Source organism: Streptococcus sp. C150, assembly GCF_000187445.1.
Classification (GTDB): Bacteria; Bacillota; Bacilli; order Lactobacillales; family Streptococcaceae; genus Streptococcus; species Streptococcus raffinosi.
Genome location: NZ_GL698449.1, coordinates 975,622 through 992,868, shown reverse-complemented (window position 1 = coordinate 992,868; position 17,247 = coordinate 975,622). Strand labels below are relative to the sequence as shown.

Below are 17,247 nucleotides of genomic sequence, written 5' to 3'. Positions count from 1 at the left end.
TTATTTTTTAGAAAAAGCATTTTTAAGGCCTTCAACAGCACCTTCAACGCCTTCTTTAACATCTTCGATACCGTCTTTTGCTTTTGCTACAACTTTTTCGACAGCACCTTCGACTTCAGTCTTTTTGTCGCCAGTCAGTTTACCAGCACCCTCTTTAAGAGCACCTTTAGCTTGATTCAATTTATCTTCGATTCCCATGATAGAACCTCCTTTTTATGATGAGACCATTGTAGACAATATTAAACGGTAATGCAAGTATTTTGTTTAATAAGTGACAACATTAATCTTTCCTTTATCATATTCAGCGATGAAGATATCTGAAATGTTGTCATATCCCATTTTTTGAAGCTCTTCATTTAACCAATCCTCCGTTTTACCAATAGTATCAAGAATTTCTGTTTGAATGACCCCATCAGTAACGATTGGGTATTTCGGATTTTCATCACCCGCACGAACCACAATCAATTGGCCGTTCTGTTCAATAACTGCACGTTTAACCTCTTTAAGTTGAAAAATTCCTTGGGAACGTAATTTTAAAGCGACATCAGAGGCTGAAAGTCCTTTAGAGCGACAAGCTTCAGGATCTAGTTGACCATGTTTGATGATGACAGTTGGTTTACCGTCAATCAAATGTTTGATAAAGAGAATATTGGTAATTAGCCATTTTAGAAGTAAAATCAAAATCGTCCAAATAATCAAAATCACGATATATTGGAGGATTGAAACGGTACTACTATAAATTGTACCACCGAGGATTGCACCAAGAACAAAGTTCTGTACTTGGTCAGTAGCTGAGCTAGGTGCTAGGTTTCCTTTACCTGTTAAATTGATAACAAAGACGAGTGAAATAAGCCCCAAAGCTAGTTTAATTGCAACAGTAAGATAAAAAGATGTCATTTTTTAACCTCCACGAGTTCAACATCAGACTTGTAAAGTTTTATTTGTTCTAGCAAGTAGCTGTCAGGTTCTGAACCTGAGATGGCACGATAGTACTTGTTTCCAACTTTGAGGATAGCGCCATCTGTAGTAGTAGAAGTATTGACATAAACCTTGCTCTTATCAACGTCAAGATTTTTAGACACAACCTCGATAAAGTGAAGAGATGCTCTAAATTGGTCGTTGTTAGATTGATTGCTTTGGAAATTACTGATAGCAATTAGAACCACGGCAACTAAGGTTAAAATAGAAATAATAGAGAGTTCACGAAACTTAGTATCATGGCGTTCTTTCAAGGCTTTAAAAGCAAATACACCGGTCACTAAAATAAGTCCTGCAGTAATGGCAACCATAACCCAGTTTTGTTGGCTAATCTGACTTAGCACATAGTCATAGGAATAGAATTTCATTGAGAGATTTCCTTTCATAATATCAATAACATTATAGGTTAAAAAGTCTTTAAATTCAATCAATCTATCCGAAAAATGAAGGAATGAGTAGGATTCTTAAAGGAAATTTGCTATTGAAATGACTTGCAGCCATTAAGCCAAAATCTTATGATTTCTTTAAGGACTCTGTTGATATTTTCACAAATTATGCTTATAATTGAGGTAATTACTCGTCAAAGTCTGTTTGTGATTTGCTGATGATGGAGCTTACTGGCTATAGGTGATTTTTGGAACATCCGCTTTAAAGTGGAACTGATTCATTTATCATGATGTGAGTAATCATCTATGTTAAGACATAGATTTTGAGTCTATTCATTCTTATATAAGGAGTAATTATGTCTGAACCATTATTTTTACAATCTGTTATGCAAGAAAAAATCTGGGGTGGTACGCATTTGCGTGATGTCTTTGGCTACGACATTCCAAGCGACCATGTCGGAGAGTACTGGGCTATTTCTGCTCACCCAAATGGTATTTCTACTATTAAGAATGGTCGTTATGCCGGTCAAACTTTAGATGTTCTTTATGCAGAGCACCGTGAGTTATTTGGCAATCGTCAAGAACCTGTCTTTCCTCTTTTGACGAAGATATTGGATGCCAATGATTGGCTCAGTGTGCAGGTCCATCCAGATGATGCTTACGGACTTGAACATGAAGGTGAACTTGGTAAAACAGAATGTTGGTATATCATTGCTGCAGAACCAGGTTCTGAAATCATTTACGGTCATAACGCCAAATCAAAAGAAGAATTGCGTCAGCAAATTGAAGCCAAAGATTGGGAAAATCTCTTGACCAAAGTCCCGGTTAAAGCAGGCGATTTCTTCTATGTGCCAAGTGGGACTATGCATGCTATTGGCGCAGGAATCATGGTTCTTGAAACCCAACAATCTAGTGATACGACCTACCGTGTGTATGATTTTGACCGTAAGGATGACCAAGGCAACTTGCGTGAGCTCCATCTGGAAAAGTCGATCGATGTGCTTACTATTGGAGAACCTGCCAATAGTCGCCCAGTCACAACAAAAGTAGATGACCTCAAATCAACGCTTTTAGTCGCTAGTGATTTCTTTGCCGTATATAAATGGGAAATCTCAGGTAAGGCTGATTTTGAAAAGACCGCTGATTACAGTTTATTCAGTGTGCTTGATGGTAAAGGAAGCCTTCATGTAGATGGTCAGGATTACGACATTGCCAAAGGTAGCCACTTCATTCTACCAAGCGATGTGACTTCGTGGACACTTAGTGGTGATTTGGAAATCATTGTCAGTCACCCATAGTAGCAGTTAAGACAATCCTTGAGATTTGTCTTTTTTTTGCGCCTTTTCTGAATATTGTTAATCTTGAAAACCTTCTCGAATGAAGCTGTAAAACTTGTAATTTCATCAGTAGCATGAGATACTGAATAGTATTATAAAAAAATCAACAACTGAGATAGCTATTATCATCTATCTTATTTGTTTTAGATATGGAGTTCCCTATGTTAAAAAAAGGAGGCCTTACAGCCCTATTGCTGTTTGGTATGTTTTTTGGAGCGGGAAATCTAACCTTTCCCCCTCAGCTAGGCTTTGAATCTGGAGGTCATTTTTGGCCAGCCATTGCAGGCTTTGTCCTATCTGGTGTTGGCATTGCTATACTAACGCTGGTTATTGGGACCCTAAATCCCAAGGGCTACATCCATGAGATTTCACAAAAAATCTCGCCTAAGTTTGCCTTAGTCTATTTGTCAGTCCTTTATCTGTCCATTGGTCCTTTCTTTGCCATTCCTAGAACAGCGGCAGCAGCCTTTTCAATTGGCTTCTCACCTTTGATTGGAAGTGGGCATACAAATCTATGGCTCTTGGCTTTCACTGTGATTTACTTCGCTCTAGCGCTTTGGATTGCAATGAATCCATCAAAAATCCTAGATAGTATTGGACGCATCTTAACACCAGTTTTTGCCATCATGATTGTCATTGTTATCGTGGCAGGAGCGCTTAAATACGGTGGACACAGTCCTCAGCTGGCTAGCCAAGCATACCAGGCTTCTGCTTTTGGTAAGGGATTCTTGGAAGGGTACAACACCTTGGATGCCTTGGCTTCTGTGGCCTTCAGTGTAGTGGCAGTGGTCACACTTAATCAATTGGGCTTTAAATCGAAAAAAGAGTATATTTCAACGATTTGGGTTGTTGGTTTCATAGTAACGCTTCTCTTTGGTGCTTTGTATCTGGGACTAGCCTTTTTGGGAAATCATTTCCCCCTCCAAGTGGCAGGACTACCAAAAGATGCCAATATTGGTGCTAGCGTCTTGTCACAAGCTACACAAGCCATCTTTGGATCAGCAGCTCAGATTTTCCTAGCTATCATGGTGACAGTGACTTGTTTCACAACCACTGCAGGACTTATCGTTGCGACTGGGGAATTCTTCCACAAGGCATTTCCGAAAGTATCCTACAAGACCTACGCCATTATCTTTACCTTGATTGGGTTTGCGATTGCCAACTTGGGTCTTAACAATATCATTGCTTTCTCAGTACCAGTGCTTTTGATTCTCTACCCAATTACCATTACGATTGTCATGATTGTGATTGCCAACAAGTTCGTGGCCTTGTCAAAACCTGGTATGCAAGTTACAGTTGCTGTAGTCACGCTGATTGCCTTGCTTAGCGTTCTTGCTAGCCAGTTCAAGCTTGCAGGACTCAATACCCTCATTAACTTCCTACCATTGTCAGGAGCATCCTTGCCATGGTTGATTCCAGCCATCTTGTGCATACTCGTGTCTCTCGTTTTACCTGATAAAATCAAGAGCGACAGCTTCGAAATGGAATAAAAATGACATCCTATCACAATGTGATGGGATTTTTTGTGTCCCCAAGTCGCTATAAGTGCGAAATTTGCTGAAAAGCGTTACACTTAAGGCGTAGAAAAAGATTATCTTGTGAAAGGAGTTATACAGATGGCTAAGCTAAATCAACATACTATTTATCTTGCTGGTGGCTGTTTCTGGGGCGTGGAGGAGTACTTTTCACGTGTCTCTGGTGTGTTAGATGCTGTTTCGGGTTATGCTAATGGACGTAGTGAGACCACTCGCTATGAGCTTATCGGTCAGACGGGTCATGCTGAGACTGTTCAGGTGACTTATGATGCCAGCCAAGTGTCATTGCGAGAGATTTTGCTACATTACTTCCGTATCATCAACCCTCTAAGCAAAAATAAACAGGGCAATGATGTGGGCAGTCAGTACCGCACAGGTGTTTATTACACGGATGACAATGACCTACCAGTCATCAAGCAAGTTTTCCAAGAGATGTCTGAGCAATACGGTCAGCCTTTGGCGGTTGAGTTGTTGCCTTTACAACACTTTATTCCTGCTGAGGAATACCATCAGGATTATCTTAAGAAGCATCCTAAGGGGTACTGCCATATCAATGTCAATCAAGCCTCAACTCCAGTCATTGATGCCAGTGCCTATCACAAGCCAAATCAGGAGGATCTTAAGAAAAATCTGAGTCCCGAAGCCTATGCGGTTACTCAGGAAAATGGGACGGAACGTGCCTTTACGAGTCCCCTTAGGAATCAGTTTGAACCTGGCATCTATGTGGATGTGGTGACTGGTGAACCTCTCTTTTCATCCAAGGACAAGTTTGATTCTGCCTGTGGTTGGCCCAGTTTTTCCCGTCCGATTAGTCCTGAGGTAGCCAACTACAAGGAAGATTATTCTCACAATATGGAACGAATCGAGGTCCGTAGTCGTGCGGGGGACTCCCATCTAGGGCATGTCTTTCCAGATGGTCCAAGCGATAAAGGTGGTTTGCGCTATTGTATCAATGGTGCCGCAACACGATTTGTTCCTAAGGCAGATATGGAAAAAGAAGGTTATGCTTACTTGCTTGATCAGGTGGACTGAAGAGAGTTGCATAAACTGATATACAGGACAAAAGCATTGAAATTGCAAAAGTTCTAGTTTGGCTTGCTCTTGGGGCTCTATCTGACAATCAAATCATCATGTCTAAGTGCTTTTTAACAATTTATTTAGGAGGTTGGTTTCTTTTGAGCCAGCCTCTTTAATAATGAGCGTTTCAATGTTGGAAAATCCATGTGCCACAAGAACTAACATGTCATGTGATATGACCATTCAGGACAAAAAAGTGACATTTCATTACATTTTTTTACAATTTTATACAAATTGTTTTACACATCAAACCAAAAAAGTAGTACACTATAGTAGTGAGAAATCTAACAAGTGTAAAGAATTCATTTTCCCTTTAATTACTAGTTTTGGTGTCTGTAAACATTATTGTACTTTGTGTAATAATAGTCTTCCCCAACCTCCCAATTATGATATTATATGTCTAAACTTACTCAAACAAAACTAGCGACAAAATCCCCGAGATTTCCCTTAAGGGAATATGACAGCACTTGTTAGATTTTTATGATAATATTCAGATAGTCCTTTGGGCTATTTTATTGTGCTAAACCTTCTATGATGGAGAAATTGTTATGGAATGCATCAATAAGATAATCATATTAGTAGCGATTTGTGGCTTATGGTTTTGGTCTTTTCTGTTACTCCCTAAAACAGGAGAGAAAGTCGTTTATTTTTATCATTTCTTAGCACTATGTGGTTTAGTCATGATCTATGGTGCCCTAGTTGATCCGGCTGGACTTTGTGACACTTTTTTTAATATCAAACAACTTTGTTTTCATTAATAAGTTCATCTGGGTAATGCTGTAGGAAAATCTGAATCTAAAGAATCACTCATAAAAAAGCTTTCTGTGTATTGATAACAGTCTATTCGTTTTCAATATGCAGGAGGCTTTTTCTTTGTTATCAAGATTTGAGCAGATAAAAAGCAGTCTGATGAGACTGCTTCAGGTATATCATCAATGAAATTCGTAACGCTTAACGATCTTATTTAGGCGCCATTGATAACAAATACCACTGACGATAAGGCTGGCAATCAGGCCAATCCAGTAGCTGTAAGGACCAAGTTCAGTAACTTTTTCAAGCAGGAAGCCTACTGGGAAGGTGATCCCCCAGTAAGCCAAGACACCGAGATAAAAAGGGACCTTGGTGTCCTTATAACCACGCAAAATTCCTTGAAGGGGAGCCGCAAAGACATCCGCCACTTGGAAGAAGAGGCTATAGGTCATGAAAATGGCTGTCATTCTCAAAAAGTCAGGCTCATGGCCATAAAGTTCTGCTAAATCATAGCGCAAGAAGTAGAGAAAGAACAAGGTAAAACCAGCAAAACCTAAGGCTGTCAGACGACCTAGTTTGCTGTAACTCTTAACCGCATCCATGCGTTTAGCTCCAAATTCGTAGGAAATAATGATAGCCATAGCACTGGAAACACTGAGAGGAAAGGCATACATGAGGTTTGAGAAGTTCATGGCTGCCTGATGACTGGCAATGACTAGGGATGGATACTTGGCCATAACTAGACCAACACCTGAGAAGATGGCGACCTCCGCAAAGACCGTTCCACCAATGGGGAGACCTAGCTTCATGGCGTCAAGCAGAGCTGTTTTATCAAGGGGTTGAACCTTTTCAATGTGGTAGGGTTTAACCTTTTTATGCTTTCTGATAACCACAATGGAAATGAGGAGTAGGGCCCAGTAAGCTAATGAAGTTCCCAGACCTGCTCCGGCTCCTCCCAACTCTGGTAGACCAGCAATGCCATAGATGAGGAGAAAATTGAAGAAACCATTGAGAGGTAGGAGCAGAAGCATGAGGTACATGGATAGGCGTGTGAGTCCAAGCGCATCAAGGAAGGAGCGAACCACGCTAAAGAGTAGGAGGGGAATGATACCAAGACTCAAAAATCGTAGATAACCAAGGGCGACCTTTCTGACCAAAGGCTCCAGACCTAGATGGTTCAAAACCAAGGGAGCCCCCAGAAAAACAAGGGCAAAGAGGATCAGTGATAGACCCAAAGCCATATAAAGAAATTGATAGAAATCAGGTGCCACTCGGTCCTTGCGACCTGACCCTAGATGGTGTCCGATAATAGGAACTAGAGCAGAGACGATACCTGTTAAGAAGGTGAAAAAAGGACTCCATAAACTCGTTGCCATGGCTACCCCTGCCAAGTGTAGGGCATCGTATTGACCAGTCATGGTAGTGTCCACAAAGGCTGCCGAGAAGTTGGCAAACTGATAAATCAGTATGGGCACAAAAATCTTGAAGAAAACAAGAAATCGCTCACGGAGAGAATGTGTTTCGTGCATTCTGTTTTCCTTTCTAAATTTTTCAAATTATATAATTCATTGTACAACTGTTATCCAATAAAGTCTATAATTGACGGAAAGTTTGCTCCCATTCTCTCAAATTATCGTCATCTCCCATAAAAGCCAAGTAGTGGAGAACCTCTTTATGTATAGTCTTTCCCATGTTCTTATCAATAAATTTATAAAGGAATGCGGCTTCTAGTTCTTTAAGATAGATTTTTTGTAACATGAAATAATCTGGTAATTGAATAGTTTTTAGTTCGTTTAGATAGTAATTACTATCTTCTTGATTTCCGTAAAGAATGATTTGGAAAATACAACGACTAATAACATCTAAAGTGATTCTATCTAAATTATTTCTAGGATTTGTACCTAGAATTGAGAGGAGTTCCTTAATGTAGATTTTTAGTGCATCTTCTGTGAAGATATCCTTTACCATATCCAGTAAATCAATATCCAGAAGTGTCCATATATCAATCGAAAAGAAGTAGTTTTGAAGTTCTGTAGCAATATCTTGGTTAACTGACCGGTTTTGAAGTTTTGAAACCTGACAGTCAATACAAAGACTAATCAGATAATCACTATAATTAGTTTCTCCTAAAATGCGAAACTTTTCTGCGACTTGCTCCAGTGCTTCAAAATCTAGATGATTTGAGGCTTGATTGTATTGATTAGCAAGTTTTATGTAGGTTTCGTCCACAAGATATTCTTGTCCGAAAAATTCATTATATTCGACTTTTAGGTGTCTTAACAGTTTGAAAAGAGTATCATTTGAGAGTGATGTTTTGTCATTTTCAAAGTCTGAAATACTCGCTACAGATCCAGCCACTTGAGCGAGTCTCTGAATAGTATATTTTCTCTGTTTTCGAATCTGCTTAAATTTTTGGCCTAGTTCCATATAAAACTTCCTTATCGGATTTCCGAAATTTCAATAGTTTTTGCTATTAATAAACTAAAATAATAGTATCAAATTGAAGGAGGTAAAAGCAATGATTATTGAAAAAAATAAATCAGTTGCTGTGTCATGATGATGGTTAAATTTTTTAAGCTACTTCCTAAAAAGGACATTGTACTTTATATCATTTTTGCACTTCTTTATTCCTGTCAAGGAATTGTTATTCCTGTAATTATCCAGATGGCAGGTCATTTAGATAACGGTAATAGTCGTGATTTAATAGTTTTTACATTATCGAGCATTTCTCTTTGGGTGGCTGTGTACGCTTTTATGTATATAGAGAATATTCTGCTTCGTTCTATTATTAGAGCGTTTAATGTAAGACTGTCAGAAAATATTTTAAAGAATCATGCTGTCTTTCCTAAAAACATCTCAGATTCTGAGCTTTGCTCACTCTTGACACAAGATCTTGGAATTGTAGACCAGGAGTTCCTTCAATCTTTTCTTATCTCGCCTGTGTGGGGCGCCTCAGTCCTAGTATCTGTAATTTATCTGGTCAAACAAAATCTTATTGTGGGTAGTCTTTTTACTGTAGGTGCCTTTCTGATGATTTTGCCTCAGTTTATTTTTAAGAGAAAATTGAAAGAGTCAGGAGAATTACTAAGTAGTTCAAAAGAGAAGAATTTAAGAGCTATCACAGACTTTGGTAAGGGTATTGAAACAATTATTTGCAACCAAGCAGAAAAAGAGAATGTAAGGCAAACTCTCATAACTCTTGGAGAGATGGAGACGACACAATTTAAGTATTATACACTTCAGAATTTAGTTATGTTTTGGACAGGACCTCTGAAAGCTGTCGGCTTGATTGGACCATTTGTGATTGGTCTTGTCATGAAACAAAATTCAATTACTACACTTATTGCTATGATGTCTGCTTCAACATATCTTATTAACCCCTTACAACAGATTCTGGAGGCTATTGCAAGTATTCAATCAAGTCAAGTGATAAAAGATAAATTATTGACATTTGGAAGTGAGTCAGAAATTCCTTCAAAAGGGCTTCACAGACATACTTTAGAAGAAATTCAGTTAAAAAACGTCACTAAATCTTATGATAATCAAGAGATTTTTCGAGATGTTACGGTTACTTTTTCATTGTCTCAGCATAATCTTATAGTTGGTGATAGTGGTATTGGAAAAACAACACTTTTTAGGTTAATATCAGGGCAAGATAAGGCATATAGTGGGAAAATCATTTTTAAAAGCATTGATGGAAGGGAGCTGACTCCAAATTTAGATAATATTGCAATTATTCATCAAAATCCCTATGTCTTTCATACAAGTGTGCGACATAATCTAACTCTTTATCAAGATTATTCTGACTCATTGCTCATTTTAACACTAAAAAAAGTTGGACTATGGGAGGCTTGTTGTCATCAATTGGACTATGAATTAACTGGAGATAACTTTTCAGGTGGACAAATCATAAAACTTGAGATTGCACGTGCTATTTTGAGGGAAAAGCAGGTTTTACTTGCGGATGAGATGATGGCTTCTTTAGATGCAGCAAGTTCAAAAGAAATAAGTAATGTCTTGAAACAGTTGCCTAATAGTATTATTGAAATTGCCCATCATTACAATCTGGAAGATTATGATGCTGTCTATAGAATTGAAAATAAGTCAATCGTAAGAATTAAATAGCATGAGCTACTTTCAGTAAAAGTAAGACAGAGTAGTTGCTTAGTCTTTTCTTTTGCTTTACAAACTTGAAGATTTTAATTTCAAAGAAAACACCTAAGTCAAGCGACTCAGGTGTTCTTGTGTTATTTTTCTTTTTTGTTATGATTCAAAATGGCATTGAGGACGATGGCAAGCAAGCTTGCGACCACGATACCGTTTGAGAAGAACATTTGGAAAGCGGTTGGTAGGCTGTTAAAGAGGTTGCTACCGTTAAGACCAACCCCTGCAGCGATTGATACCGCAGCAATCAAGAAGTTGTGTTCGTTGTTGGCGAAATCAACACGTGCCAAGATTTGCATCCCTTGGATAGAAACAAAACCGAACATAACAAGCATAGCGCCACCAAGGACTGGGCTTGGGATGATTTGCGCTAAGGCACCAAACTTAGGAAGGAGTCCAAGAAGAACAAGGAAACCAGCTGCATAGTAGATTGGCAAGCGAGTCTTGATACCTGACAATTTCACAAGACCAACGTTTTGTGAAAAACCAGTGTATGGGAAGGTGTTGAAGAGTCCACCAAGGAGAACAGCCAAACCTTCAGCGCGGTAACCGTTACGAAGGCGAGTGCTATCGAGTGGTTCTTTGGTAATATCAGAGAGGGCCAAGTAAACTCCAGTTGATTCAACCATAGACACTGTAGCGATAATACACATCATGATGATTGATGACAACTCAAACTTAGGCATTCCGAAGTAGAATGGTGTTGGCACGTGGACAATAGGTGCCGCAGCCACTGGTGAGAAGTCAACCAAGCCCATGCTTGCTGCGATGGCAGTACCGACAATCAAACCAATCAAGATTGAGATGGATTTGATAAATCCTTTAGTGAAAATATTAATCAAAAGGATGATGAGAACGGTGATAGCTGCAAGGAAGAGGCTTTGACCAGTAGGCTTATCAGCATTATTTCCCATATTTCCGATAGCCACAGGGATGAGGGTCAAACCAATAGTAGTGATGACAGATCCCGTAACGATAGAAGGGAAGAGATTGGCCACTTTTGAAAAGACACCAGAAACGAGGATAACATAAATCCCTGAAACGATAAGGGCACCAAACATAGCACCACTACCGTGTTTCTCACCAATCATAATAAGTGGTGCTACTGACTGGAAGGCAACCCCAAGAACAATTGGAAGACCGATACCGAAGTATTTATTAAGTTGAAGTTGGAGGAAGGTTGCTACACCACACATGAAAATGTCGGTTGAAATCAAGTAGGTTAATTCATGGGCTGAATATCCCAAAGCTCCAGCAATCATAATTGGAACCAGGATTGATCCTGAGTACATGGCGAGTAGGTGTTGCAGTCCTAAGATTGCCGCCTGCGAGTGTTTCTCTTTATTTTGCATTAGATATCTGCCTCCTTAAATACGACTTGACCATTTTCGAAACGATCCAAACGAGCAAGTGAAACCACTGGGTAGCCAGCTTCTTCCAAAAGAGCCCGACCATCTTGGAAAGATTTCTCGATAACGATTCCGACAGCTTCGACGTGTGAGCCAGCCTCTTCAATGATTTGAATCAAGCCTTTGGCAGCTTGACCGTTGGCTAGGAAATCATCAACGATGAGGACCTTGTCTTCAGGGGAGAGAAACTTGCTTGCAATAGAGACAGTGCTTGTCACCTGTTTAGTGAAGGAGTAAACTTCAGCAGTGAGGATTCCTTCGGTCATAGTGATATTTTTAGCCTTCTTAGCAAAAATCATAGGGACATCCAAGGCTTCGGCAGCATAGAGGGCTGGTGCAATACCAGATGCCTCAATCGTCACCACCTTAGTGATGCCGGCATCCTTGAACTTTTCAGCAAAGACCTTTCCAATCTCACGCATGAGGTCAAAGTCCACTTGGTGAGTAAGGAAAGAGTCAACTTTGAGGATATTTTCCCCAAGGACATTCCCATCTTTGAGAATGCGGTCTTCCAGTAATTTCATATTACCTCCTATAAAGTGAATAACAATGATGTGTTTCTGGTGCTTTTAGAACTTTGTTTGAGAAGCGAAAAAACATCAAAGACCATCGATGAATAGAAAAAAGCTTGCCAAGCAAGCCTTAAAAGCCAGAAAGAGATAAGAAAATCTTTTTCTGAGTTTTGGGACTTACTCATTGTTAGGTGTTACGGCACCTTGTAGAAACATCACGCCAATTCGTGATATAAATAAGTAAAGTTCTCAATTATCGATGAGGGTGTAGTAGGTTAATCATAAACCAACATCAACTCTATTATAATACTATATTTTCTTTGAAGACTCAAAGGATTTTTCCTATGAAAACGTACCCTTTAAAAAGTTGGAAAATTCAATCTAACATTTTTGTAAGATTTGCTGAGAATGGGGGATTCTTATGTCATTTTTGTTATAATAGTGGGAAATGAAAGAGGTAGAGTTATGCATAAGATTTTATTAGTAGAGGACGACGAGGTTATCCGTCAACAAGTCAAAAAAATGCTAGAACAGTGGGGTTATGAAGTTGTTCTTGTTGAAGATTTCATGGAAGTCCTATCTATTTTTGTTAAAGAGGAGCCTCACTTAGTTCTTATGGATATTGGTTTACCTCTATTTAACGGTTATCATTGGTGTCAGGAAATTCGTAAGGTTTCCAAGGTACCTATTATGTTCTTATCCTCTAGAGATCAAGCTATGGATATCGTTATGGCAATCAATATGGGTGGGGACGACTTTGTGACCAAACCTTTTGATCAAAATGTTCTCTTAGCTAAGATTCAAGGGCTTTTACGTCGTTCCTATGAGTTTGGTAAGGACCAGAGTCTCTTGGAATATAGGGGTGTGATATTGAACCTTAAGGCCATGGATTTGGTTTATCAGGGAGAAGTCGTTTCTTTGACTAAGAATGAGTTTCAGATTTTACAAGTTCTTTTCGAGCGTGCTGGTAATATCGTTAGTCGTGAAGACCTCATGAAGGAGCTTTGGAACAGTGACTTCTTTATTGATGATAATACCCTGTCTGTCAATGTAGCACGTTTGCGTAAGAAGTTAGAAGCAGTAGGTTTGAAGGATTTTATCGAAACCAAGAAAGGTGTCGGCTACGGGTTGCGTCATGATGGGTAAGCGTCAATTTATCAAATACCATGTGAGGTCACGTCTGCCTTTCTATCTTATGTTTATCTTTAACGGCCTCATCTTGGTTTTGTTTGCCTTTTTATTTGAAGAGGTGGCAGATGTTCTTTATTATGCCTTGACAATTTTGACATTTGTGAGCGTTATCATGGTTATTTGGGACCTGAGTAGATCCTTCAAAACGTCAAAAGCAGCTTATCTTTATGAAGAAATTACTCCGTTAAGCCCTTTGGAGTTTTACCTAGACCAGGCCTTGGAAAATGCTAGGGAGAGTCAGATGGTTCAGACTGAGGAGGAGCGCAAGCGCTATACAGATTTGATGGACTACTATACGCTCTGGGTTCACCAAATCAAGACACCAATAGCAGCCAGTCAATTATTACTTCAGGATGTTAGGGATAGTAAAACCAAGGCTCTCTTGGAGCAAGAGGTCTTCAAGATTGATGCCTACACCAATTTGGTCTTGCAGTATTTACGTTTGGAAAATTTTCATGATGATTTGCAGTTGAAACAAGTCTCATTAGAACCCTTGGTTAAAGAAGTTGTTAAAAAGCATAGTCTATTCTTTATTCAAAAAGGGTTAACGATTAATCTACATGACTTAGATGTTAAGGTCGTTTCAGATGAAAAATGGCTCTTGGTTATCGTAGAGCAGGTCTTGTCAAATAGTTTGAAGTACACAAAAAGTGGTGGCATTGACATTTACTTCAAAGATAATAGGCTTTATCTTAAAGATTCTGGGATTGGTATCAAGGATAGTGATATTTTACGTGTCTTTGAGCGTGGTTTTTCAGGTTACAATGGCCGCTTGACTCAGCAATCGTCTGGACTGGGACTCTATCTTTCTAAGAAAATTGCTGATCAGCTTGGACATGATATTAGTATTAGTTCCCAAGTAGGTCAAGGAACCACAGTTTCCATTCATTTTCAAAAGCAAAAGTTGGCTATTGATTAATAACTTACAAAAGTGTAAGAAATAAGGCTAGAAATGAAAGCAAGGGTTATGGTTGAGACCTTGCTTTTTCTATAAAATGGTATCAGAAGTTAAGTAAGAGGTTCCTAAAATCTCTTCCAAATCTATTAAATAAAGGAGCTTATTATGACATTACTAGATGTTCAACATGTTAAAAAAATCTATAAAACACGTTTCAAAGGAAATCAGGTTGAAGCCCTTAAAGATATCCATTTTACGGTTGATAAAGGTGACTATGTTGCAATCATGGGTGAGTCTGGGTCAGGAAAATCAACCTTGCTTAATATCCTTGCCATGCTTGATAAACCAACAGCAGGGCGTGTCTATCTGAATGGTATGGACACAGCAACCATCAAAAACAAGGATGCTTCTAGCTTCCGTCGTGAAAGATTAGGGTTTGTTTTCCAGGATTTCAATCTTTTAGATACCCTATCAGTTAAAGATAATATTTTGCTACCTTTGGTTCTTTCTCGTCGCCCACTTAAGCAAATGATGACACAAGTAGATGCAATCAGTCGTCAACTGGGAATTCATTCCTTACTGGAGAAGTACCCTTATGAAATTTCAGGTGGCCAAAAGCAAAGGGTTGCGGTTGCGCGTGCAATCATCACAAAACCAGAAATACTCTTAGCAGATGAGCCAACAGGTGCCCTGGATTCCAAATCTTCAGCAGCGCTCTTGGATGTCTTTGATGCTATTAATGCCAGCGGTCAGACCATTCTCATGGTAACTCACTCGACAGCGGCCGCCAGTCGAGCGCAGCGTGTTTTGTTTATCAAGGATGGAATTCTTTATAATCAAATCTTCAAAGGAGATAAGTCTGAACATCAAATGTTCCAGGAAATTTCCGATACACTAACTGCAATGGCAAGTGAGGTGAACTAATATGTTTCGTCTAACCAATAGACTGGCTTTGTCCAATCTCATAAAAAATCGTAAGCTTTATTATCCTTTTGCTTTAGCAACTATTCTGGCTATTGCCATTACCTATATCTTTACATCTTTAACGCTTAATCCTCATCTGGATGACTTGACTGGGGCAGATGCTATCAAGATGGTTTTGGGGATGGGACTTGGAATTGTCGCCCTATCCTCTGGAATTATTGTTCTTTATGCCAATAGCTTTGTTATGAAAAATCGTTCAAGGGAGCTTGGTCTCTATAGTGTGCTAGGCTTAGAGAAGCGTCACCTCTTTAGTATGATTCTAAAAGAAACAGTGATTATGAGTTTTGTGACTTTGCTTCTAGGTATAGGTGTGGGGGCACTTTTCGATAAACTCATTTATGCTTTTCTTCAAAGGCTTATCGGTGAAAGTACTGGTTTAGTTTCGACCTTTCAAGTAATGACAATTCCTATTGTTCTTGTCATCTTTGCTTGTATTTTTGGTTTGTTGGTTTTGGTAAATGGTTTCCGATTGCTACGGCTTAATCCTTTACAATTAACTAAAGATGGCCTTAAGGGTGAAAAAAAGGGACGTTTCCTAGTTATTCAAACCCTTTTGGGACTTGGTGCTATGGGGTATGGTTACTATCTTGCTCTCTCTGTTCAGAATCCAGTAACGGCTATTATGAGTTTTTTCCTAGCTGTTCTACTGGTCATTCTAGGGACTTACCTTCTCTTTAATGCCGGGACAACAGTTGTTCTGCAACTCTTGAAAAAGAAGAAGAGCTACTATTACAAGCCCAATAATATGATTTCCATTTCCAACCTTGTCTTTCGGATGAAAAAAAATGCAGTTGGGCTGGCGACCATTGCCATTCTCTCAAGTATGGTTTTGGTGACACTTGTAGGTGCTGCAAGTATTTATGCTGGAAAAAAAGACTATCTGGCGAGTTCTGCTCCGCATGATTACTCAGTTACAGGGACGAATGTAGATTTAACAAGTACACGGAAAGCTATGGATGATTTCTTAGTACAGACGGGAAATCAGGTAAATAGAAAAGTGGAAGCAAGTTACCTCTACTTTGGTATCAAAGAACAAGAAAAAAACAAGTTAACCATCTTTTCTGAGAATGAAAGAAAAGTTCTACCAAAGTCAATTTTTCTTGTCTTCTCACAATCTACTTATAAACAATTAACAGGTAAAGACCTCAATCTGACTTCAAATCAAGTTGGCTTATTTACTAAAAATAAAACATTAAAAGATCAAAAGAGTTTGTCTGTCAATGGTCGAACCTACCAGATCCATGATAGCCTTAATGACTTTCTTAAAGGTAAAGTACCCAACCTCTTTACAATCATAGTTTCTGATTATAGCTACCTTGTTGTTCCTGATATGGATGATTTTCAAGAAAGTATCAAAGGAACAGCAACCACCCAAGCTACCTATGTTGGTGTTAATGTCAAAGACCCTTCACATGATGCCAAGAAAAATTCAGATTTGCTAGACAAAATCACGGATAAAGAAACACAACAGTTAGCTGGACAAACTACTGGCCTCCCTAAGTCTTACTTCACTGCAAATAGCCGATATGATGCAGAAGGCATGGTAAATGGCTTTGTTGGTGGAACCTTCTTTATCGGCATCTTCCTATCCATCATCTTCATGCTTGGCACAGTTCTCGTGATTTACTATAAACAGATTTCCGAGGGTTATGAGGATCGTGAGCGCTTTGTTATTCTTCAAAAGATTGGCTTGGACGACCTCCAAGTCAAGCAAACCATTGGAAAGCAAGTCCTTACTGTCTTCTTCCTCCCCTTGATTTTTGCCTTTATTCACTTGGCCTTTGCCTATCATATGATCAGTTTGATTGTGCGTATCATTGGAGTTCTTAATCCAAGTCTTATGTTAGTGGTTACTATCATTGTTTGTGGCGTATTCTTCCTAGCCTATATCTTGGTTTTTGCCCTAACGTCTCGTTCCTATCGTCGAATCGTATCGATGTAATTGACATAGAGTCTAGTTCATGCTAGGCTCTATTTCTTTTATGCTATAATAGATGAAAGAATTATAAATCATCGGAGAAAACAC

At 39.0% G+C, this 17,247-nt stretch carries 15 protein-coding genes and 1 riboswitch; of the genes, 8 read left to right on the top strand and 7 right to left on the bottom strand.

All coding sequences use genetic code 11. The features are described from left to right. From HMPREF0848_RS04640 to HMPREF0848_RS04630, 3 genes are all read right to left on the bottom strand, one after another. Positions 1 to 198: a CsbD family protein gene (locus HMPREF0848_RS04640; RefSeq protein WP_008534959.1), complete on the bottom strand. Its 198-nt coding sequence runs from the start codon at positions 196 to 198 to the stop codon at positions 1 to 3. A 66-nt stretch (positions 199 to 264) separates the two neighbouring features. After that, positions 265 to 897, bottom strand: a complete 633-nt coding sequence (locus HMPREF0848_RS04635; RefSeq protein WP_002885232.1) for a DUF421 domain-containing protein — start codon at positions 895 to 897, stop codon at positions 265 to 267. Next, a complete protein-coding gene (locus tag HMPREF0848_RS04630; RefSeq protein ID WP_008534958.1) occupies positions 894 to 1,346 on the bottom strand; it encodes a DUF3290 family protein in 453 nt (150 codons plus the stop codon). The genes HMPREF0848_RS04635 and HMPREF0848_RS04630 overlap by 4 nt, the downstream gene beginning before the upstream one ends. A 374-nt stretch (positions 1,347 to 1,720) precedes the next feature. Between HMPREF0848_RS04630 and manA the strand changes: the two genes are divergently transcribed. From manA to msrB, 3 genes are all read left to right on the top strand, one after another. Then, positions 1,721 to 2,662, top strand: coding sequence for a mannose-6-phosphate isomerase, class I (gene manA, locus HMPREF0848_RS04625; protein ID WP_008534957.1), 942 nt, complete (start codon positions 1,721 to 1,723; stop codon positions 2,660 to 2,662). A gap of 200 nt (positions 2,663 to 2,862) precedes the next feature. Continuing rightward, on the top strand, positions 2,863 to 4,191 hold the full coding sequence (gene brnQ, locus HMPREF0848_RS04620) for a branched-chain amino acid transport system II carrier protein (protein ID WP_008534956.1): 1,329 nt from the start codon (positions 2,863 to 2,865) through the stop codon (positions 4,189 to 4,191). A gap of 126 nt (positions 4,192 to 4,317) precedes the next feature. Continuing rightward, positions 4,318 to 5,268 (top strand): peptide-methionine (R)-S-oxide reductase MsrB, encoded by a 951-nt coding sequence (gene msrB, locus HMPREF0848_RS04615; RefSeq protein ID WP_037608939.1) that lies wholly within the window; start codon positions 4,318 to 4,320, stop codon positions 5,266 to 5,268. 977 nt (positions 5,269 to 6,245) lie between these two features. Here the strand turns inward: msrB and HMPREF0848_RS04605 are convergent. Beyond that, complete coding sequence (locus HMPREF0848_RS04605; protein WP_008534953.1) at positions 6,246 to 7,592, bottom strand: MATE family efflux transporter; 1,347 nt, start codon at positions 7,590 to 7,592, stop codon at positions 6,246 to 6,248. 64 nt (positions 7,593 to 7,656) lie between these two features. After that, positions 7,657 to 8,490, bottom strand: coding sequence for a helix-turn-helix domain-containing protein (locus HMPREF0848_RS04600; RefSeq protein WP_008534951.1), 834 nt, complete (start codon positions 8,488 to 8,490; stop codon positions 7,657 to 7,659). Between the two features lie 132 nt (positions 8,491 to 8,622). Between HMPREF0848_RS04600 and HMPREF0848_RS04595 the strand changes: the two genes are divergently transcribed. Next, positions 8,623 to 10,188 (top strand): ATP-binding cassette domain-containing protein, encoded by a 1,566-nt coding sequence (locus HMPREF0848_RS04595; RefSeq protein WP_037609149.1) that lies wholly within the window; start codon positions 8,623 to 8,625, stop codon positions 10,186 to 10,188. Positions 10,189 to 10,310: 122 nt separating this feature from the next. Here HMPREF0848_RS04595 and HMPREF0848_RS04590 read toward each other — a convergent pair whose 3' ends face one another. After that, the gene (locus HMPREF0848_RS04590) at positions 10,311 to 11,579 is read right to left on the bottom strand and encodes a nucleobase:cation symporter-2 family protein (protein ID WP_008534949.1); all 1,269 of its coding nucleotides are present in this window, start codon (positions 11,577 to 11,579) and stop codon (positions 10,311 to 10,313) included. Beyond that, a complete protein-coding gene (locus tag HMPREF0848_RS04585; protein WP_002887960.1) occupies positions 11,579 to 12,160 on the bottom strand; it encodes a xanthine phosphoribosyltransferase in 582 nt (193 codons plus the stop codon). Before HMPREF0848_RS04585 ends, HMPREF0848_RS04590 begins: the two co-directional genes overlap by 1 nt. A gap of 152 nt (positions 12,161 to 12,312) precedes the next feature. Further along, positions 12,313 to 12,408, bottom strand: a riboswitch (purine riboswitch). Between the two features lie 205 nt (positions 12,409 to 12,613). On the opposite strand from HMPREF0848_RS04585, the gene HMPREF0848_RS04580 reads away from it, so the two are divergent. The 4 genes from HMPREF0848_RS04580 (at position 12,614) to HMPREF0848_RS04565 (ending at position 17,163) form a co-directional block, all read left to right on the top strand. Further along, complete coding sequence (locus HMPREF0848_RS04580) at positions 12,614 to 13,294, top strand: response regulator transcription factor (RefSeq protein WP_002887957.1); 681 nt, start codon at positions 12,614 to 12,616, stop codon at positions 13,292 to 13,294. Beyond that, the gene (locus HMPREF0848_RS04575; RefSeq protein ID WP_008534948.1) at positions 13,284 to 14,258 is read left to right on the top strand and encodes a sensor histidine kinase; all 975 of its coding nucleotides are present in this window, start codon (positions 13,284 to 13,286) and stop codon (positions 14,256 to 14,258) included. Before HMPREF0848_RS04580 ends, HMPREF0848_RS04575 begins: the two co-directional genes overlap by 11 nt. A 144-nt stretch (positions 14,259 to 14,402) precedes the next feature. Next, entirely contained in the window at positions 14,403 to 15,161 is a 759-nt protein-coding gene (locus tag HMPREF0848_RS04570) for an ABC transporter ATP-binding protein (protein ID WP_008534947.1), read from the top strand. A 1-nt stretch (position 15,162) separates the two neighbouring features. Then, positions 15,163 to 17,163 carry an ABC transporter permease gene (locus HMPREF0848_RS04565; RefSeq protein WP_008534946.1) on the top strand — a complete coding sequence of 667 codons (2,001 nt, stop codon included), beginning with the start codon at positions 15,163 to 15,165 and terminating at the stop codon, positions 17,161 to 17,163. Positions 17,164 to 17,247: the final 84 nt, after the last annotated feature.